This window comes from Bacillus cereus group sp. Bc061, assembly GCF_027715825.1.
Taxonomy (GTDB): Bacteria; Bacillota; Bacilli; order Bacillales; family Bacillaceae_G; genus Bacillus_A; species Bacillus_A paranthracis.
Window position 1 is genome coordinate 349,838 of the sequence record NZ_JAQFTZ010000002.1, and the last position, 23,117, is coordinate 372,954.

Here is a 23,117-nt window from a genome sequence, read left to right on the forward strand (position 1 = left end):
TCACTTTTTTTCTTTTCTATATACACACACTTGATTTTTCCCATTTTTTTTCGCTTCATATAATGCAATATCCGCTCGTTGCATTAATTCTTCTCTTGTAATCCCTTTTTCATATAATGCAACTCCAAAGCTCGCTGTTAATTTCGAAATCCCTGAGAATTGCTTTGTTTCAATGAAAAATCGTAATGATTCCGCAACTTGAAATGCTTCTTTTTCTACTGTATTCGTTACTAAAATAATAAATTCTTCTCCTCCCCACCTAGCAAATACATGTTGCTGCTCCACTTTAGATTTCATGAGCTCTGCAAGCTCAATTAATGCTAAGTCACCAAAATCATGGCCATACGTGTCATTTACTGCTTTAAAATTATCTATATCAAATAAAATAAGTGCTATGTTTTCATTATTACGCATCGCATTATCCCATTCTGCCTCGAGTATTTGTTGGAATTTCAAACGATTATAAATCTCTGTTAACGAATCTATCATAGCAAGTCTTTCTTGTTCTTGATAGATTTCATCTAATTCGGTAATCTCTGTACACTTCACAATAAATCTTGATAAATCTTCTGGCAATGGTGTCGCACGCAATAAAAAAGTTGACACTTCCCCTTCATAGTTGGACATCTTAATTCTTCTATCATATGATAATGTATCATCTAACCATGTTATATCATGAGTTGTTGAATAGTATCCATTTTCTCTAATAAGATGTTCAGCAAATACTAAATGTTGCTCACGATAAGCAAACAAATTTTCATATCCGAAAAACTCTAAAAAATTTGTATTACAATCAACAATCTCATCGTCTTCTACTATAAATAATAGATCATTTCGAAAATCAAACATCGTTTGAAGTAGTTCTTGTTGCAAACTTACTTGCCGCACTAAAGAAAGCTGATATAAACTTTTATTTACTTCCTCTAACACCATTTGCGGAGTCACAGGGGCTATCACAATATTACGTATTCCTAACGTAAGCACCTCTGCAAACTCGCTTGTTATTTGTTGATCCCAAATGACAATAAATGTACTCTGTGGATTATACATATTCTTTATATATTTTATTTGAGAAAAATCTGTTACATACATAATTACAATATGTGGTTTAGTCCTCTGAAATAATACTTCTCCTTCTTCAAAACTATTTGCTATAAACATACATTTTGGATGGATATTTTCTATCGTTTGTTGATGTGTGCATCCATTTTCTATATAAAGGACATTTAACTGAAGATCTTGTAATACATTTTGGAAAACCGTATTCTCTAATAAAAAATGTAGTATGTTCATCACTAGTCTTCACTCACTTCATATATCTTGTTCTACAGAATTCCTCACAAACATTTTATAAAAAACTGTTCTCTAAAAACTTTAATGAGTGAGGGATACATGTTAACAAGCTAATTGAGAATGTTATCTTTGCTTTTTCACTCTATAAATTCCTTTTTTAGTGTATGATTATAGGAATTGTATCGTTTGTATGAATGCCCTAGCTTCCGCTTGAAAACTTGACAATTAAAATAAAGATATTATATTCTTAAATTCGATAACTTACAAAATGTAAGTAGAATATATTACATGTATTTTTTTCATAATTTGATATGTAATTTGGAGGATATATAATGACAAATGAAAACTTTTTTAATGTTTTATATGAACGCACATCTACACGTGCATTCAACCCAGAGAAAGAAATTTCATCTACAGAGTTACACGAGATTTTAAAGGGAGCTGCTCAAGCACCTTCCGCTTGGAATTTACAGCATTGGAAATTCCTTGTATTTCAAGGTGAAGATGTACAGAAACGATTACATCCAATTGCTTATAACCAACAACAAATTCTTGATGCTTCTGCTGTAGTCGCTATTTTAGGTGATTTAGAAGCTTATAAAAACGTTGAACCCGTTTATGGTCCAATTGTAGAACAAGGATTTATGAAAGAAGAAGCAAAAGAACGCTTAGCTAAAAATATTGAGTCTGCATATGCCCGTGAGCAATTCCCAAGAGATGCAGCCTTTTCAAATGCATCTTTAGCAGCAATGCAACTTATGCTTGCAGCTAAAGCAACTGGCTGGGATACTTGTGCGATTGGTGGTTTCAACCCACAAGCACTTACAGAAGAATTCAATGTTTCATCTCGCTATGTACCAATTATGCTTATTACAATTGGGGAATCAACTTTAAAAGGCCATCCTGCACCACGAATGAGCGTAGAACAAGTGAGTGAATGGGCAAAATAATAAAGCGAAACTTGAATCAGTGTGAGGGTCTTACTGCCCTTTCATACGAATAAAAAAGAAACGAAGGTAATTTCATTACCTTCGTTTCTTTTTTATTCTGTCACACATCCGTAATACTAAAATGTATGATTCGACATCCACACATAAAAAACAGTAAATTTCATGCTATTCACATACATATAAATGACGTTTCGTGTCGAATTTTGTTAAAGCATCGAAATATAACCGTGTGTTTTTGTTACAATTATGATACAATGATAACAAATAGATAACAAGAGAGGGATTTTCATTGAGTTCATACGGAAGCTTTATTGCACTTTTATGTTACATAGTAACTGTACTGCTTCTATATTTTATTGGCGATGCTGCAAATATTTCAGTTTTACAATTTCCAAAAGAAGAAGCATTCCAATTAGAATCAGAAAAACATACTGCACGATCCATTGTACCGCTACTGTTAGCTCTTCCTGTATATATCATCGTTTTATATAAAAGCAAAAAAGTGTAAAGGCTACCTATTTCATTCATTTCGGTGGTCTTTACACTTTTTTGTGATATCTATCCTATTTTAAACATCATTCCGTAATAAACACCCAGCTAGTCTTTTAAAATGAGAAATTCCCCTAGAAAAAATTCCACTCTCTGTCCAGTCACTCACTACCGAACTTACATAGATTATAAGTGTGAAGGGGGTGATGAGGATTATGTTTGGATCATTTGGATGCTGTGATAACTTTAGAGACTGTCATCATCATGAAAGAGAGTGCAGACATCATGAGAAAGAGAAAGAGAAAGAAGTAGTTAGACCACAACAACCAGCTGTATGTAACGTACTTGCTAGCATTTCAGTTGGAACAGAGCTTTCTCTATTAAGCGTTAAAGGTGTTGGATCTTTCAACAATGTAATTTTTGAAGGTTTCTGTAACGGTGTTGCTCTTTTCTCTGCTTTAGCTCGTAATAACAATGACAAAGATAACAAAGATAACAATAAAGACGATAAGCACAATCAAAACCGAAATACTTTTACTGGTATTTTACGTGTATGCCCAGCTGATATCGTTGCTATCGCTATCTAATTTTGTTCCTTATCTTCAAAAGTAAGAAAATAAGTTTTACTTTTCTCATAGAAAAAACCTGAGACCGATTTCAAATCGACTCAGGTTTTTTTATTGATTATATACTTTTAACTAGTTCAACAACTTCTTCAGCAGTTGACATCATTAATGCTTTTTCTGCTAATGTTTCCATTTCTGCTTTTGACAACTTGCTTAGTTGTGTTCTTGCAGGAAGAATAGATGTTGCACTCATACTGAACTCATCTAAACCTAATCCTAATAATAATGGGATCGCAAGTGAATCTCCCGCCATCTCACCACACATACCAGCCCATTTGCCTTCTTTATGAGCAGCATCGATAACCATTTTTACAAGACGTAAAATAGATGGGTTATATGGTTGGTATAAGTAAGATACTTGTTCGTTCATACGGTCTGCAGCCATTGTGTATTGAATTAAGTCGTTTGTTCCGATAGAGAAGAAATCAACTTCTTTTGCAAATTGATCTGCTAATACTGCTGAAGCTGGGATTTCAACCATCATACCCACTTCAATAGAATCAGAAACAGTTGTACCCGCTTCTACAAGTTTCGCTTTTTCTTCTAATAGGATTGCTTTCGCTTGACGGAACTCATCAAGAGTTGCAATCATTGGGAACATAATTTTTAAGTTACCGTATACGCTAGCACGAAGTAATGCACGAAGTTGTGTACGGAACACATCTTGCTCATCAAGACATAAGCGAATTGCACGGTATCCTAAGAATGGGTTCATTTCTTTTGGTAAATGTAAGTATGGAAGCTCTTTATCTCCACCGATGTCAAGTGTACGAACAACAACAGGTTGACCTTCTTTTACACCTTCAAGAACTGCTTTATACGCTTCGAACTGCTCTTCTTCTGTTGGAAGATTATCACGGCCCATGTATAAGAATTCTGTACGGTATAAACCAACGCCTTCTCCGCCATTATCGATAATACCTTGTACATCATTTGGTGTTCCGATATTTGCAACAAGCTCAACGTGATGTCCATCACTTGTTACAGTAGCTTGATCTTTTAATTTTGCCCATTCAGCTTTTTGCTCTTCAAATTTCGCTTTCTTTTCTTCAAACGAGCGAAGAGTTTCTTCTGATGGATTAACAATTACTTCTCCATCTAAACCATCGATGATTACGATATCGCCGTTTTGGATTTTCTCCATAACAACTTTCGTACCAACAACAGCTGGAATTTCCATAGAGCGAGCCATAATTGCAGAGTGAGATGTACGTCCACCGATATCAGTTGTAAAACCTTTTGCATACTTACGGTTTAACTGAGCTGTATCAGATGGTGTTAAATCTTCAGCAATAATGATTACTTCTTCAGAAATTGTACCAGGATTTGAGAAGTTAATGCCTAGTAAATGTGCAAGAACACGTTTTGTTACGTCACGAATGTCCGCAGCACGTTCTTTCATATATTCGTTATCCATGTTTTCAAACATAGAAATAAACATTGATGCAACTTCATCCATTGCAAATTCAGCATTTACTTTTTCACTATTTACTTTATCTTTTACTGGGTTTACTAGTTCTGGATCATTTAACACTAATAAATGTGCTTCAAAGATCGCAGCTTTGTCAGCACCTAGCTCAGCAAAAGCGTGGTCTTTAATAGCTTCTAATTCAGTTTTTGCTTTCTCAAGCGCAGCTTCTAAGCGTGCAATTTCTGCAGCTTCGTTTGTAATTGATTTCTTTTCGATGTTAAATTCAGGATTTTCAAGTCTGAAAGCCTTTGCAATAGCAATCCCACTTGATGCAGCGATCCCTTGAATGTTAAGAGTCATTATTCTCCTAATCCTTCGTTTTTCATAGTTTCTTCGATAGCTGCTAGTGCTTGAGCTGCATCATCACCATTTGCAGTGATTTTAATTTCCGCGCCTTGTTGAATACCTAAAGACATAACGCCCATGATTGATTTTAAGTTAACGTTCTTTCCGTTATACTCTAAGTTAATGTCAGAACCAAATTTGCTTGCAGTGTTTACAAGTAGAGTTGCTGGACGAGCATGAATTCCTGAGTCGCTAGTTACTTTAAAGATTTTTTCCATGATAATTTATCTCCTTTAAATTACAGTATTTTTTAGTTGTATAGACGTGAGTACTACATCATCTATTGTATATAATAGGCGATGTTCGGTCAACCACATCACCTATTATAATTATAAACATTTTGCGTCAAATTCCTACTGAATGTCAATAATAGCGTTTTCGCCCTTCTTAACATTTCCATCTTTTTTCAATTCGACTTGCTGCCCTTGCTGTAAATTCGTAAATACAATTGGTGTAATGATAGATGGTGCATTTTCTTTTACAAATGCAAGATCTACTTTTAATAATGGTTGTCCTTGTTTCACTTTGTCACCTTGCGCTACAAGTGCTTCAAAACCTTCACCATTTAATTTTACAGTATCAATACCGAAGTGGATTAAAATTTCTTTTCCACCTTCAGATTGAATACCAATTGCATGCTTTGTAGGGAATACGTTGACAATTTCACCATTAACTGGAGAAACTACTGTTCCTTCTGTTGGCTCAATTGCAAATCCATCTCCCATCATTTTTCCTGAGAATACTTGATCCGGCACTTCTGTAATAGGTAGGATCTTCCCTTCAATTGGTGAAACGATTGTTTCGTTTTCATCAACTTTTTGAGGAGCTTCTTCTACTTTTACAGGCTCTGCTTTTTCAACATGAGGTGTACGACCTGACATAATATCATGAATTTGTGATTTTAATGTGTCAGATTTCGGTCCAAAAATAGCTTGAATGTTATTTCCAACTTCAAGTACACCAGCTGCTCCAAGTTCTTTCAAGCGATCTTTATTTACATTCTTTTGTTCGTTAACTTGAACACGTAAACGAGTAATACAAGCGTCTAAAGAAGCAATGTTTTCTTTACCACCAAGTGCTACTAATACTTCACGAGGAAGTTCACCAGCTTCTGCTTTTCCTGCACCTTCATTCGCATTTGCAACTTCACGGCCAGGTGTTTTTAAATCCCATTTACGGATTGCAAATCGGAATCCGAAGTAGTAAATAACCGCTAGTACAAGACCAACAATAATTACCCACCACCATGCCGTACGGCCTGGTAGTACACCGAATAATAGGAAGTCGATTAAACCACCAGAGAATGTCATACCAATTTTAACACCTAAAATTTGCATTGTCATAAATGATAGACCAGCGAATACAGCGTGAATTCCGAATAATACTGGTGCTACGAATAAGAATGAAAATTCAAGTGGCTCTGTAATACCTGTTAAGAAAGATGTTAATGCAGCAGAACCTAAAATACCAGCTGCTAATTTTTTATTTTCTGGACGTGCTTCATGGTACATTGCTAAAGCTGCCGCTGGAAGACCGAACATCATGAACGGATACTTACCAGTTGTAAATGTACCTGCTGTTAATTCTACACCGTCTTTTAACTGTGCCATAAAGATTTTTTGGTCACCACGAATTAATTCGCCAGCCGCATTTGTATACTGACCGAATTCGAACCAGAACGGTGAATAGAAAATGTGATGTAATCCAAATGGAATTAGTGAACGTTCAATTAAACCGAAAATAAATGCTGCTAACGTTCTATTTGCATCAATCATTTGATGTGAGAACGTGTTTAAGCCACCTTGAATGTATGGCCAAACGAAGCACATGATAATACCTACTATTAAAGAGAATGTTGCAGTTGCGATCGGTACGAAACGCTTACCTGCAAAGAAACCTAAGTATGATGGTAATTCAATGTTGAAGTATTTATTATAGCAATATGCCGCTACTATCCCGACGATAATACCACCAAACACTCCAGTTTGTAGCGTTGGAATTCCTAATACGTTTGCATACGCTGGATCTGCAAATCCAACTTTTACTGGGTCTGCTCCAGAACTTGTTACTTTCACTAGCTTATCTACTTCTAAGAACACACTCATCGTTTTGTTCATAATTAAGTAGCCAACGAATGCTGCTAAACCAGCTACTCCGTCTCCACCAGCTAAGCCAATTGCTACCCCAACTGCGAATAGTAATGCAAGGTTAGCGAAAATAATATCACCAGATTGTTCCATAATTTTTGCTACCATTACGAACCAATCTGCTTTTAAAGCAGGAATAACATTTGTTAACTGTGGATTTTGAAATGCATTACCAAATCCAAGTAAAATACCTGCTGCCGGTAAAATCGCTACTGGAAGCATAAGCGCTTTTCCGACTTTTTGAAGAACACCAAAGATCTTCTTAAACATGGAAACCCTTCCTCTCTTATCTATATTGATACCTTCCGACAAACGCCAAAAAGGCATGAGGAAAAAAAGATAGAACGATAGCTATACAAAGGGTAGTATATCCCTTTCTCTAGCTTACATTCCTTACTTTTCTCCACTCATGCCTGATCGAATCAGTAACACGTGTCAAAAATAGGTTTACGTATAAGTTCACTATAATTAAGGCAAACGTTTTCGTTTTATACCTTAATGTGTTTGTCGAAATTTGTATAACTTTGCAATAGTTATTATACATAACTATTGTAAGCGATTCAATGATTTTTTTTAACGTTTTCATTTTCGACAAAAATATATGTCATTTTATACATGCTCTGCCTTCACTAAGCGCTGCAGGTGCATCGTTAAATATATACTCTCTGCTTCATAAACAGGAAGTTGCAATTCTTTTTGCATAACCTTAACTAGCTTCCAAGCTAAATTATAACAGACAGGATATTCCGCCTTTAATAAATCAGCAAAACTTTGCGATTCCTCTACTTTTTCTCCTTTTTTCACCCTCTCAATAGCATATTGAAGATGACGAATAAGGCGTAAATAGTGAATACTTTCTTGGTCTAATGTAATTTGTAAGTTCGTCTCAATTAAAGATACAAGCTGTGCGATGAGACGGGAGTTTTGATTAACTGAAGATAAATCTGAATTTGTAAGTGAACTGTAAATATGCAGTGCAATAAACCCGATTTCTCCTTCTGGCAATGTAATTTGCAAACGAGAATTTAAAAGGTTTACAACACCTTCAGCAATTTTATATTCCTCTGGATAGAGCATTTTCGTTTCAACTAAAAAAGGATTATCAATTGTAAACCCTTGTTTTAAACGCTTAATTGCAAAAGAAATATGATCTGTTAAAGCGATATGAATATGTTCATTCAATGGGGATTTTGCTTTTTCTTGAATATAGAACATAATATCATTCATTAATTCAATTAATTTTTCACTCACATGTGGAACTAGCAGTTTGTATTGTTCACGATCACGTTCATTTTTTAGAACAAACATTTTTTCAATTTGTTCTTGCTCCAATACATCTTTCGCTTTTTTCCCAAATCCAATTCCTTTACCAATCACTACTACTTCCTCATGTTCAGGATGGCTAGCAATGATGACATTATTATTTAAAACTTTTTTAATTTCTAGATAATTACTCATATAACACCACCCTCGTACTTAAATAGCCTGCTTTTATGTTACAGAATATTCTTCTTTGTCGTCAATGTAAAACATCTACCATTTCATAAAAATTCATTTTTTAGACATGTTTATATATGATGCGTATAATGTAAGAGCAACTGTACATAGAAAGGAGATAACAACATGATTAAAATGTTTGTAAGTGATATCGACGGTACAATGATGCAACACGGAGGTTTAATTGACGAACAGGATATTGTAGCACTTCGTAGTCTTGCTGAACAAAATGTGATTCTTTGTTTCGCTTCTGGCCGACTTGATAATGAAATTGCAGACTTAATGAAAGCTGTAAATACAAATTTCCACCGCATTAGTGTTAATGGTGTTTTTGTATATACAAATGAAAATAAGCAGCTATTATCTGCAACTTTTGATTCCAGCATTCTTCCTGAATTGTTACACATGACGAATGAAGATCCTTATTTCCGTTATGTTAGTGATGAACATAATTACTACATTGAAGAAAAAACACCGTTTATTCACGAACTTGAGCAACAAGTAACGATGACTTCTGTCGAAGAACCAAATTTATTACAGAAAATAGATGATACAATTTTCCCGAATAAAATTTCTGTCGGTGGCACAAAGGAGAGCTTACAACTCCTTCAGAAAAAAATTGATGAAAAATTTCATGGAAAAGTTAGTACGTTCATTTCAGCAGAACAATGCTTAGATGTAATGCCACCTAATATTAGTAAAGGTTCTGCTATTTCTGTTTTATTAAAAGAGTTTCAATTACAACCAGAGGAAGTTGCTTGCATAGGGGATTCTTATAATGATATTCCAATGTTTGCTCTAACTCCTCACAGTTTTGCTATGGCTCAAGCAGATGACGCAGTAAAAGAACACGCTCACTATGTAGTAAATACAGTTAAAGAAGCTGTTAACCACGTAATTGCTCATAATAAAAATACGACTCACTCCTTGTAAGGATGAGTCGTATTTTTTCTTTACATGTTAAACAATTTGACATTTACTGTACTTCACAAACTGAAATATATTATTTGTTACGTGCGATGTTTGTAATAAACTTATAACGATCTCCACGATAAATACATTTCACATACTCTAACGGTACTTCACCTTCTGAATATGACCATTGACGCATGACAAGCACTGGCGCCTTTTTAGGAATATGCAGATGTTCCGCTTCATTATCCGTTGCAATTGAAGCTTCAATTGATTGAGTAGCGCTAACAAGTTTGAAGCCCAGTTTTTTCTCTAAATGTTCATATAAAGATTGTTGCAATATTTCTTCGTTAATATCTTTTACAAGAGCTGGCGACAAATATGTCGTCTCAAAAGCAATCGGTTCATCGTCAGCTAAGCGAATACGCCTCACTTCATAAACCGACTCTCCCTCCTGTATTCTCAGCCGGTCTGCTATTTTCACAGTAGCTGGAACTAGGCGGAAACTTAATAATTGACTACTTGGGTTCATCCCACGAGAAATCATATCTTCCGTGAATCCTGTCATTCCTTGCAGTTTTTGTTCCACTTTCGGAAGTTGGACAAACGTACCGATTCCACGTTTCCGATATAAATAACCTTGTTCCACTAAATTATTAATCGCCTGTCTGATTGTCATACGACTCACTTCGAACTTATCGCAAAGTTCATTCTCAGATGGGATTTTATCTCCCGGCTTCCATTCGCCGTCCTCAATTAGCTGTTTCACCCACTCTTGAATCTGATAATAGATCGGAAATGGTGAATACTTGTCGATGTTCATCAGCAATCGCCTCACTGCATAAAGATAGAGCTTCTTGATCAGCGATTACGGTTACATTCGGATGACGTTGTAAAACTGTAGCAGGACACGCTTCACTATATGCACCTTGCAATAATTCTTTAACAGCTTCTGCCTTTTTAGAACCCATAGCAACAAGTAGAATTTGTTTCGCTTTCATAATGCTTCCAATTCCCATTGTAATTGCATGAGTTGGCACATCTTCTTCTTTTTCGAAGAAGCGAAGGTTTGCTTGGCGTGTAGATTCTGTTAATTCAACAATGTTTGTTGGAGAATTAAACGGTGTTCCTGGTTCGTTAAATCCGATGTGACCGTTTTCACCGATTCCAAGAATCTGTAGGTCAACTGGGTTAGCAGCTAGAATGCCCTCGTAACGTTTGCACTCTTCCTCTAAATCACTTGCCATCCCGTTTGGTACATAAGTTTGTTTAAATGGAAGATGATCAAACAACTGTTCTTGCATGAAATAGTGATAGCTGTTTTTATCTTCATGTGGTAAATTTACGTACTCATCTAAGTTTACAGTGGTTACACGGCTTGTATCAAGTTTATTTTTTCGCATTTCTGCATAAATACCTAATGGAGAGCTTCCTGTAGCCATTCCTAATGTTGGATTTTCTTTTGTTTTTACAACTTCTTCAATTAATTTATAACCTGCTTCTGCTAGTTCTTCTGGAGTTTTTACAACAAGAATATTCATTTCATTACTTCCCTTCCTTCATATGAATTCCTAAACGAACCGTATCATATACATGTAAATCTTCATTCATCACAACAAAGTCTGCATCTTTTCCTACCGCTAATGCACCTTTATTATTTAATCCAAACTCTTCTGCTTGGTTCACTGATGTCATTAGTACTGCATCTTCGATTGAACAACCTGTAAATTCAATTACATTTCGGAAAGCTTGATCCATTTTTAGAATACTACCAGCTAACGTTCCATCTTCTAATCGAGCACTACCATCTTTTACATGTACTGGCTGTCCGCCAAGCTCATATAATCCATCTTCAAGACCTTTTGCACGCATTGCGTCAGTAATAACACTTACTTTTTTCGGTCCTTTTAATTTATATGCTAATTTCACCATATCTGGGTGAATGTGAATACCATCTGTAATTACTTCAACCATTACATCTGGATTTAATAACACATGACCAACAACTCCTGGTTCACGGTGATGTAATCCACGCATTTGATTGTATAAATGCGTTGCATGTGTAATGTTTCTATTTTTTAGTTGCGCATCAATTGCATCTGTATGCCCCATTGTGCCGACAACACCAGTTTCAGCAAGATACTGCTCAAACTCTAACGCTCCTTCTTCTTCAGGTGCGTATGTTACTAATTTAATTAAATTTCCGCTTGCTTCCTGCCATTGTTTAAATTGTTCAATATTCGCAGGAACAATATGTTCAAGTGGTTGTGCACCTGCACGTTTTTTTGAAACATACGGTCCTTCTAAGTGAATATATTCGAAATGCGCTCCTTTTTCTTTCGCTTCCTTCGCAGCATGTAGTGCTGCTTCAATTGCTTCTGGAGCTTGTGTCATTGTTGTTGGGAAGTAAGTTGTAACTCCTTCTTTTAACATTTCTTTCCCTAGAGTTACTAACCCATCGCTATTTGCATCCATCGCATCAATATCGTATCCACCATGAATATGAACATCAATCATACCTGGAATCACAATTTTCCCTGCCGCATCTAAAACAGTTTCATTTTCTTGTGATACATATTGAGCCATCAAACCAATTTCTTTAATTGTTTCTGCGTAACGAATAAATCCGTTTTCTACTACTTCTTGACCTGTATAAATTTTGGCATTGATGACAACTTGCGTTTTCATTTTCATCGATCCTTTCCCATGAAATACCTACTTGTTATTATTACCTTATTCGCCTAATTCCATCTTAATATATGCACGAGTAGTTGTCTATACATTCTAATGAAATTTCCTCTTTGCTTAACAAAAAGGAAGCTTAGTACGTCTCTCGCAATTATAATATATGTTATTCATTTTTTCCAAAAAGAAACTATATCATCTAACGTATGAATCACTTAAGTAATGGCATTAATCCGCTAGACCCTATTGTAATATGTTCGCCGTCTGTTTCCATTTCTACCGTACGTCTATTTGTTCCATACATCATTATACCACGCCGTTTTAATCGTCTCACTACACTTTGATGCGGATGCCCATACGGATTTTTGCTACCATAAGAAAGAATCGCGAACTGTGGTTCTACCTTCTTTATAAACCTTTCACTTGTTGAAGTATATGAGCCATGATGTCCCACCTTTAGCACATCTGCATGTACATCAAATTGCTTTAATATTTCAGTTTCCGTCCGCACATCAGCATCACCCATTAGTAAAAAATCTGCCTTACCATACCGAACCTTTAATACAATTGAAGATTCATTATTTTCATCTTTGGACTTCCCATTGTTTAATACTTGTATGGAAACATGCGGATCTAGCGGTATGTATTGGCCCTCTTTTACTGAAATGAAAGGGATTCCCCTTTTCTTTATATGATTTCGATACGTATGATAAGTAAGAGAACTATATGTTTTTCCACTATCTAATATAAGTGATACCGGCATTTGCTCTACAATCGGAATGAGCCCTCCAATATGATCCATATCAGGATGAGTACTGACGATAGCATCTAAATGGTTAATTCCTTTTTCAATTAGCTTTTGGATGATAACCTCACCAGCTTCATAAGGTCCTCCATCAATTAACATCGTTTGTCCATTTGGCAATATAATAAGTGTTGCATCACCTTGCCCAACTTTTAAGAAACTCACTTTCATTTTACCAAAATGTTGCCGCTGCATATGTAAAGGAGACGCGGTATGAATAGACATCATATACCTTTTTGCCGATGCACTATTTAAAGAAAAGCATAACAAAACAGAAACTAATAATAAAATACTTCGTATACCTCTCATAACTCGTCTCCTTTTTTCAATTAGTATGGCACGGTATATAATTGATATACAAAAAAAAGCTTAGCAAAATGCTAAGCTTTTATTTCGATATCTCTTGTAAAGAACCAAAGAATAAATCCGCTTCATTCATTTGTTCGTTTTCTTCAGAAAGCGGAGGTAAATCATCTAATGTTTTTAATCCAAATGTGTCTAAAAATTCTTTCGTCGTTCCATATAAAATCGGACGCCCAGGTCCTTCTGCTCTTCCCATTTCTTTTATAAGTAAGTGTGATACTAACGTTTGTAACGCCTTATCAGTTTTTACTCCTCTAATCTCTTCCATTTCTGTTCTTGTAATGGGTTGACGATATGCAACAATTGCTAACGTTTCTAGCGCAGCCTGAGAGAGTGAAGCAGCTGTTGGGATATCTATTAGTTTTTGATAGTACGACGCATGTTCTTTCTTTGTAGCAAAACGATATACTTTTGCATACTGTACAATTTGCAAACCTCGGTGTGCACCTTCACATTCTTTTTGCATTTCTTCTAAAATATCGATTACTTCGTTTCCTTCAATTTCAAGGACTTTTGCTATTTGTTCAGGAGAAATCCCTTCATCACCAGAAACAAATAAAAGCCCTTCAATGATTGATTTCTGTTCTGTTCTATCCATCTTACGAGCTCCTTCCTCCTATTTTCTCCATAAAAATACACATCAAAAAACCGAATCACAATCAATGCGTTCGGTTCAATATTTTTTCTCTTGTTCCAAACGATACATTCAAACCTAGCATGAGATATACTATTTCTATCCCATTTTCCATACTAACTCTATGCAGATTTAGTATAGCTTGATACGAAAATTTCATCAAAATTATGTTCTTGTTCAATTACGATTTGTTGATTTTTCATAAGCTCAAGAACCGCTAAAAATGTTACAACCATTATTTCCCGTTCATCATCAACAAACAAATCATAAAAACTTTGACGACCACCTTGTATTTCTAACAGCTTTAAAATATCCGTCATACGCTGTTCAATTGGTATTTCTTGACGAGTAATACGTGTTGTCACAGGTTTCTTTGCTTTTTTACGGCGCATTAATTTTTGAAATGCCGCTAGCATATCATATAACGTAACATCAAGAGGCAAGCTTGTCTCCTCTTCTTGTTGCAACGATGTAAAATCAATTGGCGGACGTGTATATAGCTGTGCTCTTTCTTGTTCTCTTTCTTTTAGTTCAGTAGCAACTTGCTTATATTTCTTATATTCAATTAACCTCTCCATCAATTCTTGACGAGGATCATCTATAAAGTCATCACCGTTATCAAGTACATCTTCTTCATGTTTCGGCAACAACATTTTACTTTTAATTTGTAATAACGTTGCAGCCATTACTAAATACTCACTTGCAACATCTAATTGTAGTTCTTTCATCGTATGAACATAAGATAAATATTGCTCTGTAATTTCCGCTACAGGAATATTATATATATCAATTTCATAACGATGTATTAAATGTAACAATAAATCTAAAGGCCCTTCAAAAGCCTCTACTTTAAAATTATACTGCACAAAGCATCCCACCACATTTTTTCTATAACAACATAAGTATAGAGCATACTCATGTTCTATCCAACCTTTTTAAGAAATTTAATTAAAAATAGACCTATGCCTATGGCATCATGCCCACCACTTCATATGATAACAGTGTAGTAAGAACAATGTAGGAGGTCAAAAAACTATGGGTCACGTTGATTGTGGTTTTAGCGGTGGGTTCGCATTACTTGTTGTATTGTTTATTTTACTCATTATTGTAGGGGCAGCTTGCTTCTGCTAATATGAACAATAACGACTAGGGAGAAATTCCCTAGTCGTTTATTGTTCATATTTCTATGATAAACTTATACTTATAACCGTTAGATAGGGGCGAAGAAAATGTATCCTACGGAATACATACAGTTTTTAATTCATTTTCACGGAGATTATGATTATTTTGAATGCCACGAAATACTGGAAGAATATTGGAAAACAAAACCGAGAGGAAATCGGGATCATTATTTAGTCGGCCTCATTCAAATTGCAGTTTCTTTATACCATCACAGACGCTCTAACTGGAATGGCGCAGAGAAGATGATGAAAAGCGCCATAACGATTTTAGAAAAAAACAGTGCACATTTACTTCGTTTAGGAATAAATGAGGCACAACTTCTGTTCTTACTCAAAGATAAATTGCAATCTATCCAGAAAAAAGAAAGTTTTACACCGTTATTTTTACCATTGTCGGATACAACATTAGAAAAGTACTGCATAGAATTATGTCAGAAACAAAACCTTCCTTGGAAAGACGTGAATGCTACTTCTAATGAATTTATAATACATAAGCACACATTACGTGATCGAACAGAAGTCATCGCTGAACGAAACGAACAATTACAAAAAAGAAAGCAGAGATAATAAACTACTTATCTCTGCTTTCACGAATGTATATTTTGTTCAAGCCCTTTACACTTTTTGCAAAAACTTGCTGTTTGCTCATTTCCGCAAATTGTAAATTCAAGAAATTTACTCTTTAACTCTTGAACCATCTTCGTCCCAATACCCATATGACGGTGAGATGGATTCACACTCAAATGCTGAATTTCCAAAACTTGATTCTCTTTTTTTACAATCCCCATTATCCCAACAAAATCTTCGTTTTGTTTCCACAAATACAATTGCCAATCATCCTTTGCTTCATAATCTTTCATAGTCAATTGTAATGTTTTCACATCTTTTTCAGTTGGCATAAATGAAAGAAGCCCCATTGCAATCTTTTCATAACTTTTTTTAAAACGAATTAACATAACCCTTATCCCTTCTTACAAAAGTTACAAACTATTAAATCCCCTCAATCACTCTTTTCATATCACATTCATTTTACAATATTTTCAACAGAGTGAGAAGAGCTTAAAACAACTTGATAATCATACAAAGCGAAAAGAAGAAAGTCAAATATACATTTCATTACTATTTTTGTTAAGTAGATAAAAGAAGAAACACTGTTATATGAAAGTGAAAAGAAACATCCACCGCTCATTATCACTTCACTATTCATCACCTTAGAGCAGATGAATTCTAGCAAAATGAATGTAATAAACAACTTTTATTGAAATCTGTAATCTAATGTATTCTATGTAATTTGTTAATATTTTGTTCTCATAAGCGACTTATTTTCACTACAATCACATTACTACTTGTATCATGTACCGTAAACGAAATACCCATTCCTATTAAAAAAAGAGAGCAATAGCTCTCTTTTCTCATTCACTTATTCTTCCCAAACTTTAACTTCTTTCATTACATCACCTTGACGCATGTTTAATACTGTTTCAATACCGCTTGTTACTTTACCGAATACAGTATGTACACCATCTAAGTGTGGCTGTGGCTCATGAACGATAAAGAATTGGCTACCGCCTGTGTTACGGCCAGCATGAGCCATAGAAAGTGATCCTACAAGGTGTCTATGAGGATTTCCATCAGTTTCACATGGGATAGAGTAACCTGGGCCACCCGCACCTGTTCCTGTTGGGTCTCCACCTTGGCTTACGAAGCCAGGAATAACGCGGTGGAATGTCACACCATCATAAAATCCTTGCTCTGCTAGTTTTTTAAAGTTTTCTACTGTTTTTGGTGCCTCTTCTGGGAAAAATTCCAAATCGATTTTTTCACCATTTTCCATTACTATGTATCCTAAAGTTTTCATACGTATATGTCTCCTTTCAACTATCTCAGCACTATATTACCACATTCATGACTAGAAACAAAAAGAATCCGACAATCTACATACTTCTTTTTTGAAATGTGGAAAAAGCTAGGTGACAAATAAGAAATATATACTATAATAACTGTGTTGCCCGAAAATTTTAGAAAGAGAAAGGGAGCGATTTTTCGTGAAAACGAAATTACTAGCTCTGCTATTAGCTGTAGCAGTATTTATTATGCCAACAGCTTCGTTTGCAGACATCATCGAAGGAGAATCAATTGTTACACTAGGAGAAAACTTGTCTGAACAACAAAAACAAGATCTGTTAAAAGAAATGAAAGCACCAAAAGATGCTACAATTATTACTGTGTCTAATGCGGAAGAACATAAATTTCTAGAAGGGATTGTTCCAAAAGCGCAAATTGGTACGAGAGCAATTTCCTCTTCTATGATCACATACACAAAGCCAGGTTCTGGTCTCATTGTACGTTCAAAAAACATTAATTCAATAACAGATGCAATGTACACAAACGCACTTATTACAGCAGGTGTGAAAGATGCAGAAATTCAAATTACTGCACCATTTAAAGTTTCTGGAACTGCTGCTTTAACTGGTTTAATGAAAGCCTATGAGACAACATCAAACAAAGCAATTCCTGAGGAAGTAAAAAAAGTAGCCAATGAAGAAATGGTGCAAACATCCCAGCTTGGCGATAAAATTGGTGAAGAAAAAGCAGTTCAACTTGTTGCGAAAATTAAAGAAGAAATTGCGAAAGAGCAGCCAAAAACGACTGAAGATTTACGTTCATTAATTAAAAAAATTGCGGATCAACTTGGTATTACATTAACGGATGAACAGTTAGATAACTTAGTTGCTCTATTTGATAAAATGAAAAATCTTAACATTGATTGGAATCAAGTTGGCAGTCAGTTAAATAAAGCAAAAGAACACGTTTCTGCCTTTTTAGGATCTGAAGAAGGGCAAAGTTTCCTAGATAAAGTGAAAGATTTCTTCTCAAGTATCATTGATTTTGTTAAATCGTTATTCAAGTAAAAAGAAGCTCGCTAGTAGCGAGCTTCTTTTTTATACAAGTAACGGCAATTTCATAATAGCTTCTTCAACCGAACGAACAATATGATTCGCTTTCTCCTTCACATATGGATGAGCATGGTGCAGAGTAAATGAATGCGGGGTTACTTCAAACATAGAAATATCATTGAAAGAATCTCCAATGCATGCAACTTCATTTGCTTCAATTTGCAAATGTTCCATTAGTCGTCTTAAAGCACTCCCTTTACTTACTCCCCTTGGCATAATGTCAACATAGCGTTTACCAGACATAAAAACTTCCGATTCATTCTGAAATGTATCTCGTAATTCTTGATCTAATGCTTCAATTGTCTCTTCTTCCCCAAAAACAAACAATTTCGCAGGATGTACAGTTTTACCAAATTCCTCTTCTAACGCTTCAATTTCAGCGATATGCACGCCCATATACGCTTCAAAATTATGGTGATGTTCATTCTTCCTTTTTGTATATCGCTGCTCATTTGCACAAACAATATCCGCTAGTCCTTTTTTATGTATATATCGATATATTTCCTGGGCAACCGTATTTTCAAAACTCGATTCATAAAACAAATTCCCATCCGGAAGTAACATTGTCGCTCCATTTAAGCCAGTTGTGTAATATGGGAATTCAAACCTATTTACGACTTCATCAATTCGATGAGTAAAGCGGCCTGAGGCAAAACAAATATTTGTCCCTTTTTCAGCTAACCAACAAATTGCACGTTCATCTTCTTTTTGCATATGATTTACATTGTAAACGAGCGTGTCGTCTAAATCACTTACAAATAATTTAATCATGTCCTCTTCCCCTTCCATACACAATATCTACTCTAAGTGTACACAAAAAATGTTTGATTTTTGTTAAAAAACAATAAATTTTTGCTAAAAAAATAAACGGGTGTATAATCCCGTTTATTTTTGTCTTTTTACATTTTGAGGTCTTACAATACTTGGTCGTACTTTTAAACTAGACATCGTCGGACGGAGTAGAATTTTTGTTAATGCGCCCCAATCAAATGGTAAAAACGGCCATAAATAAGGGGTTTGCAAACTTTTTATAGACGTTAAAAATAAAATCAATATCGTCATACCAATTACAAAGCCCATCTCATGGAAGAGACCTGTTAAAATAATAACAAATAATTTTCCAACCTTATTCCCTAGCCCTAATTCATAGCTCGGTGTTGCATAAGCACCGATCATAGAAACTGCTACATACAAAATAACTTCTGGTACAAACAAACCTACATCGATTGCTATTTGACCAATTAATATGGCAGAAATTAATCCTGCTGCTGACGATAACGGCGTTGGAGTATGAATGGCTGCCATCCTTAAAAATTCAAGTCCTACTTCTGCCATTATCACCTGTAATAAAATTGGTAAATGTGTCATCTTAGTCGGTCCAATAAAAGCAAGATTTTCTGGTAAAAGAGTTGGATCAAATACAAACACTAACCAAAACGGTAGTAAAAACAAGGAGAATAAAACACCTAAAAAGCGTACCCAACGTAAAAATGTTCCGACAGCTGGATTTTGTCTAAACTCTTCTGCATGCTGTAAATGATGAAAATATGTTGTTGGCGTAATCATAGCACTCGGTGATGTATCAACTAGTACTAGAACATGTCCTTCTAATAAATGATTTGCTGCTACATCCGGTCTTTCTGTATATCGAATAAGCGGGAATGGATTATAGCTTTGCTTTACAACAAATTCTTCCACTGTTTTATCCGCCATCGTAATGCCATCGACATCGATGTTATTTAATTCTTGTTTTATAATCTTTACTAAATCTGGATTTGCAACATCTTGTACATATGTAATACAAATATCCGTTTGCGATCGATCCCCTACTCGAATAATTTCATTTCGAAGACGTGGATCTCGAATTCTTCTACGAATTAACGCTGTATTTACAACGATATTTTCAACAAATCCATCCCTCGCACCGCGTACTACTTTTTCAGTATCTGGCTCTGTCGGTGTTCGTCCTGGATAGCTACGAACATCTATCACGAACGCTTCTGTTTCGCCTTCCACAAATATAACAATAAGCCCTGATAACGCTTGAAGCATTACTTCATCCATCGTTTTCACTTTACTTACTTGCTGATGAATTAAACGATTCTCTAAAAGCTTTACAGTATCTTCTTCAACATCCCTTATTTCATTCGTATCCACAGCTTCTTCTAAAATAGGAATAATATAATTTGTATCACAAAGTCCATTTACGAATAACACTGCAATTTCTTTATTCAAAATTTGAAATTTACGAATACCAACATCAAATGTGACGCCTAATCCAGCCGTTTGTTTTAAATAATTTTCATTGTCACTTATGAAAGTTGAAATCGGAATATCTATTTTTTTAGGCTTCGTCATAAAATCCACTCCTTTCCAAAATTAACTGAATTGCTTTTTTCGTAATTGGTGAGCCTCTCTCCCATTCATCGTTTCCACACATCTTACCAATATCACCAACACCAACAATGACGGGAACATTCAAATCATCTAAACAATAAATTGTATCTCCGCTAATTCTGCCAATTTCACCATCTGGAAGTCCAAATTTATCAACACCATATTCCGTTAAATTCCCGTTCCGATCTACACTTACATCTACACGTGCCCATTCCCAATGGTGTGTATTAGACGCTACTGCCAAAATCCCAAGTACATCAATTTGTTTATGCGTGGCTACATATTTTAAAGCTTTTTCACCAGATCCTTCTCCAATAAATCCACTGTCATCAAACATGACAAATACAGGGTCATATGGCGTTTGCATAATAAGCTCAACAACTTTCTTCCCTGTCAATTTGGTTGGATTACTTTGTGATGCTGAAATACACCTTCCCCCAAATTCCTTCGTTAAAAGCTCAATTGTTCGCTTTGCATATTCATCTCCATCTGTGACCAAAACAACCCTTCGTCTCATTTGATTTATCCTTTCGGTTTACATATAAGTGCTACAAAAAATGAAAATAATATTGCTGCTGAAATACCTGCAGACGTTAAACTAAACATACCCATACCAATCCCTATATATCCGTGTTTCTCTGCAGCATGCATTGCCCCGTGTAATAGGGAATGTCCAAAACTTGTAATAGGAACTGTCGCCCCAGCACCAGCAAACTTTATAAGCTTATCGTACAATCCGAATCCATCTAAAACTGCTCCTATCACTACAAAGGTAGCCATTAAATGGGCTGGTGTTAACTTTGCGAAATCTAACAATACTTGCCCAACTACACAAATAGCGCCTCCTACAAGAAATGCATATATATAATCCACAATTCACTCTCCCTTCACTCTCTCAAATACGACACCATGTGCAATTGTTGGAATTGTTTCTTTTTGCTGCATCATCATCGGGCTTAATAACGCACCAGTAGCAACGACAAAAATTCGTTGTAAATTCCCTTTTTGCATCTCGCTTAATAAATGACCATATGTGACAACAGCTGAACAAGCACAACCACTACCACCAGCAAATACTTCTTCTTGACCGGAATCATAAATCATTAATCCGCAATCGTTATATATATGCCCAATATCATAACCTTCTTCCAGTAACAGTTGTTTCGCAATTGGTGTCCCAATAGCTGATAAATCACCGGTAACAATCAAATCGTAATCGGCTGCACTTCTCTTCAAATCCTCAAAATGTTGCTGAATTGTATGAGCTGCAGCAGGTGCCATCGCCGATCCCATATCTAAAGGGTTCGCAATTCCTAAATCTTGCACTTTTCCAATCGTAGCCGCCTTGATTTTAATGGCACTTTTTTCTTTACTAATTAATATGGATCCCGCACCTGTAACAGTGGAATTTGCTGTTCCTGGTTTTTGTCCCCCATACTCTGTTGGATAACGAAACTGTCTTTCAGCTGTTGCATTATGACTACTTACCGTCGCTAAAACACGATTTGCGAATCCGCCATCTATAAAGGCTGATCCGACCGCTAAAGTCTCCATCGAGGTCGCACAAGCACTAAACATGCCTAAAAAGGGAATTCCCCACTTACGCGCAACGTAATTTGCTGTTACTGTTTGATTTAATAAGTCACCCGCTAAAAAGAAATCAATTTGTGATGTTTCTACATTTGCTTTTTGCATGACTTGTTGAATAGAATCTGACATTAATCTTCGTTCCGCAAGCTCCCAGTTTTCCTCTCCGCAATGTAAATCATCATATGAAATATCAAATTCCTTTCCAAGAGGGCCTTCAGCTTCTTTTGGACCGACGGCAGTACCGGTTGCATTCACATAAATATCATTTTGAAATACCCACGTTTGTTTTCCTGTCAACCTCATACTAGCCCCTCCTTTAAGACATAAAAATTTTAAAAGTATATCTTATTAACCCAATAATGTACGCACCGACAACACCAAAAACGATTACACTTCCCGCTAGCTTAAACATGTTTGTAGCAACCCCAAGTACAATTCCTTCACTCTTATGCTCTAGCGCAGCACTTGCCATAGAATTCGCAAATCCCGTAACAGGTACGGCCGAACCTGCTCCAGCAAATTGACCGATTTTATCATATACACCACAACCTGTTAAAATCGCCGATAATAGTACAAGAGTTGCGACTGTTGGATTCCCTGCCTCTTGTTCACTAAAATGAAAATAATGTATATAAAATTTCATCAATACTTCTCCGATTGTACAAATGAATCCACCTACAAAAAATGCCTTAACACAATTTATAAAATAATTTGGCTTCGGATGGTATTCCTTCACTTTATTTACGTAATCGTCCTTTAGTTTTCGCCCTGTCAT

27 protein-coding genes are annotated in these 23,117 nt (G+C 35.6%); 7 read left to right on the plus strand and 20 right to left on the minus strand.

The features are described from left to right. The gene (locus PDQ40_RS11065) at positions 1–1,293 is read right to left on the minus strand and encodes a GGDEF domain-containing protein (protein ID WP_001023204.1); all 1,293 of its coding nucleotides are present in this window, start codon (positions 1,291–1,293) and stop codon (positions 1–3) included. 332 nt (positions 1,294–1,625) lie between these two features. Between PDQ40_RS11065 and PDQ40_RS11070 the strand changes: the two genes are divergently transcribed. The 3 genes from PDQ40_RS11070 (at position 1,626) to PDQ40_RS11080 (ending at position 3,319) form a co-directional block, all read left to right on the plus strand. Next, complete coding sequence (locus tag PDQ40_RS11070) at positions 1,626–2,243, plus strand: nitroreductase family protein (RefSeq protein ID WP_000180604.1); 618 nt, start codon at positions 1,626–1,628, stop codon at positions 2,241–2,243. A 289-nt stretch (positions 2,244–2,532) separates the two neighbouring features. After that, on the plus strand, positions 2,533–2,751 hold the full coding sequence (locus PDQ40_RS11075; RefSeq protein WP_000100487.1) for a hypothetical protein: 219 nt from the start codon (positions 2,533–2,535) through the stop codon (positions 2,749–2,751). 196 nt (positions 2,752–2,947) lie between these two features. Beyond that, positions 2,948–3,319, plus strand: a complete 372-nt coding sequence (locus tag PDQ40_RS11080) for a DUF3915 family protein (RefSeq protein ID WP_000468014.1) — start codon at positions 2,948–2,950, stop codon at positions 3,317–3,319. A 97-nt stretch (positions 3,320–3,416) separates the two neighbouring features. Here PDQ40_RS11080 and ptsP read toward each other — a convergent pair whose 3' ends face one another. The 4 genes from ptsP to glcT all read right to left on the minus strand — a co-directional run bounded on the left by ptsP (position 3,417) and on the right by glcT (position 8,779). Further along, positions 3,417–5,129 (minus strand): phosphoenolpyruvate--protein phosphotransferase, encoded by a 1,713-nt coding sequence (ptsP, locus tag PDQ40_RS11085; protein WP_000174221.1) that lies wholly within the window; start codon positions 5,127–5,129, stop codon positions 3,417–3,419. Further along, positions 5,129–5,392: a phosphocarrier protein HPr gene (gene ptsH / locus PDQ40_RS11090; RefSeq protein WP_000411079.1), complete on the minus strand. Its 264-nt coding sequence runs from the start codon at positions 5,390–5,392 to the stop codon at positions 5,129–5,131. Before ptsH ends, ptsP begins: the two co-directional genes overlap by 1 nt. Before the next feature lie 135 nt (positions 5,393–5,527). Next, the gene (ptsG, locus tag PDQ40_RS11095; RefSeq protein WP_000473205.1) at positions 5,528–7,591 is read right to left on the minus strand and encodes a PTS glucose transporter subunit IIABC; all 2,064 of its coding nucleotides are present in this window, start codon (positions 7,589–7,591) and stop codon (positions 5,528–5,530) included. 339 nt (positions 7,592–7,930) lie between these two features. Continuing rightward, positions 7,931–8,779 carry a glucose PTS transporter transcription antiterminator GlcT gene (glcT, locus tag PDQ40_RS11100; protein WP_000073863.1) on the minus strand — a complete coding sequence of 283 codons (849 nt, stop codon included), beginning with the start codon at positions 8,777–8,779 and terminating at the stop codon, positions 7,931–7,933. 165 nt (positions 8,780–8,944) lie between these two features. Here glcT and PDQ40_RS11105 point away from each other — a divergent pair, with 165 nt between their 5' ends. Then, positions 8,945–9,751 carry a Cof-type HAD-IIB family hydrolase gene (locus PDQ40_RS11105; RefSeq protein ID WP_000594236.1) on the plus strand — a complete coding sequence of 269 codons (807 nt, stop codon included), beginning with the start codon at positions 8,945–8,947 and terminating at the stop codon, positions 9,749–9,751. A gap of 70 nt (positions 9,752–9,821) precedes the next feature. Here the strand turns inward: PDQ40_RS11105 and PDQ40_RS11110 are convergent, their stop codons facing one another. The 6 genes from PDQ40_RS11110 to scpA all read right to left on the minus strand — a co-directional run bounded on the left by PDQ40_RS11110 (position 9,822) and on the right by scpA (position 15,083). Beyond that, entirely contained in the window at positions 9,822–10,553 is a 732-nt protein-coding gene (locus PDQ40_RS11110; RefSeq protein ID WP_012644586.1) for a GntR family transcriptional regulator, read from the minus strand. Continuing rightward, complete coding sequence (gene nagB, locus PDQ40_RS11115; protein ID WP_001024206.1) at positions 10,483–11,271, minus strand: glucosamine-6-phosphate deaminase; 789 nt, start codon at positions 11,269–11,271, stop codon at positions 10,483–10,485. Before nagB ends, PDQ40_RS11110 begins: the two co-directional genes overlap by 71 nt. Positions 11,272–11,275: 4 nt before the next feature. After that, positions 11,276–12,418 carry an N-acetylglucosamine-6-phosphate deacetylase gene (gene nagA / locus PDQ40_RS11120; RefSeq protein WP_001983978.1) on the minus strand — a complete coding sequence of 381 codons (1,143 nt, stop codon included), beginning with the start codon at positions 12,416–12,418 and terminating at the stop codon, positions 11,276–11,278. 208 nt (positions 12,419–12,626) lie between these two features. Further along, on the minus strand, positions 12,627–13,529 hold the full coding sequence (locus tag PDQ40_RS11125; RefSeq protein ID WP_001214090.1) for a ComEC/Rec2 family competence protein: 903 nt from the start codon (positions 13,527–13,529) through the stop codon (positions 12,627–12,629). Between the two features lie 79 nt (positions 13,530–13,608). Further along, positions 13,609–14,181, minus strand: coding sequence for a segregation/condensation protein ScpB (scpB, locus tag PDQ40_RS11130; RefSeq protein ID WP_000376222.1), 573 nt, complete (start codon positions 14,179–14,181; stop codon positions 13,609–13,611). 158 nt (positions 14,182–14,339) lie between these two features. Next, entirely contained in the window at positions 14,340–15,083 is a 744-nt protein-coding gene (gene scpA / locus PDQ40_RS11135) for a segregation/condensation protein A (protein WP_001199760.1), read from the minus strand. Between the two features lie 169 nt (positions 15,084–15,252). Between scpA and PDQ40_RS11140 the strand changes: the two genes are divergently transcribed. After that, a complete protein-coding gene (locus PDQ40_RS11140) occupies positions 15,253–15,348 on the plus strand; it encodes a YjcZ family sporulation protein (protein ID WP_000510194.1) in 96 nt (31 codons plus the stop codon). A gap of 98 nt (positions 15,349–15,446) precedes the next feature. Then, complete coding sequence (locus PDQ40_RS11145) at positions 15,447–15,965, plus strand: DUF309 domain-containing protein (protein ID WP_000283586.1); 519 nt, start codon at positions 15,447–15,449, stop codon at positions 15,963–15,965. Positions 15,966–15,985: 20 nt separating this feature from the next. On the opposite strand, the gene ribT is transcribed toward PDQ40_RS11145, so the two are convergent. The 3 genes from ribT to PDQ40_RS11160 all read right to left on the minus strand — a co-directional run bounded on the left by ribT (position 15,986) and on the right by PDQ40_RS11160 (position 17,256). Beyond that, positions 15,986–16,354 carry a GNAT family N-acetyltransferase RibT gene (ribT, locus tag PDQ40_RS11150; protein ID WP_000908397.1) on the minus strand — a complete coding sequence of 123 codons (369 nt, stop codon included), beginning with the start codon at positions 16,352–16,354 and terminating at the stop codon, positions 15,986–15,988. A gap of 68 nt (positions 16,355–16,422) precedes the next feature. Then, entirely contained in the window at positions 16,423–16,605 is a 183-nt protein-coding gene (locus tag PDQ40_RS11155; RefSeq protein WP_002028396.1) for a hypothetical protein, read from the minus strand. Between the two features lie 213 nt (positions 16,606–16,818). Next, positions 16,819–17,256, minus strand: coding sequence for a peptidylprolyl isomerase (locus PDQ40_RS11160; RefSeq protein ID WP_000853792.1), 438 nt, complete (start codon positions 17,254–17,256; stop codon positions 16,819–16,821). 187 nt (positions 17,257–17,443) lie between these two features. Here PDQ40_RS11160 and PDQ40_RS11165 point away from each other — a divergent pair, with 187 nt between their 5' ends. Next, on the plus strand, positions 17,444–18,310 hold the full coding sequence (locus PDQ40_RS11165) for a DUF1002 domain-containing protein (protein ID WP_000850502.1): 867 nt from the start codon (positions 17,444–17,446) through the stop codon (positions 18,308–18,310). Positions 18,311–18,340: 30 nt separating this feature from the next. Here PDQ40_RS11165 and PDQ40_RS11170 read toward each other — a convergent pair whose 3' ends face one another. The 6 genes from PDQ40_RS11170 to spoVAC form a co-directional block, all read right to left on the minus strand. Next, positions 18,341–19,144 (minus strand): Cof-type HAD-IIB family hydrolase, encoded by an 804-nt coding sequence (locus PDQ40_RS11170; protein WP_270691413.1) that lies wholly within the window; start codon positions 19,142–19,144, stop codon positions 18,341–18,343. A gap of 96 nt (positions 19,145–19,240) precedes the next feature. Further along, positions 19,241–20,713 carry a spore germination protein SpoVAF gene (gene spoVAF / locus PDQ40_RS11175; protein ID WP_000165582.1) on the minus strand — a complete coding sequence of 491 codons (1,473 nt, stop codon included), beginning with the start codon at positions 20,711–20,713 and terminating at the stop codon, positions 19,241–19,243. Beyond that, complete coding sequence (locus PDQ40_RS11180) at positions 20,700–21,269, minus strand: stage V sporulation protein AE (protein ID WP_001254415.1); 570 nt, start codon at positions 21,267–21,269, stop codon at positions 20,700–20,702. Before PDQ40_RS11180 ends, spoVAF begins: the two co-directional genes overlap by 14 nt. Before the next feature lie 5 nt (positions 21,270–21,274). Further along, on the minus strand, positions 21,275–21,625 hold the full coding sequence (spoVAE, locus tag PDQ40_RS11185; RefSeq protein ID WP_000384637.1) for a stage V sporulation protein AE: 351 nt from the start codon (positions 21,623–21,625) through the stop codon (positions 21,275–21,277). A 3-nt stretch (positions 21,626–21,628) separates the two neighbouring features. Then, positions 21,629–22,645 (minus strand): stage V sporulation protein AD, encoded by a 1,017-nt coding sequence (spoVAD, locus tag PDQ40_RS11190; protein ID WP_001241149.1) that lies wholly within the window; start codon positions 22,643–22,645, stop codon positions 21,629–21,631. Positions 22,646–22,658: 13 nt separating this feature from the next. Continuing rightward, positions 22,659–23,117, minus strand: a complete 459-nt coding sequence (spoVAC, locus tag PDQ40_RS11195) for a stage V sporulation protein AC (protein WP_000147735.1) — start codon at positions 23,115–23,117, stop codon at positions 22,659–22,661.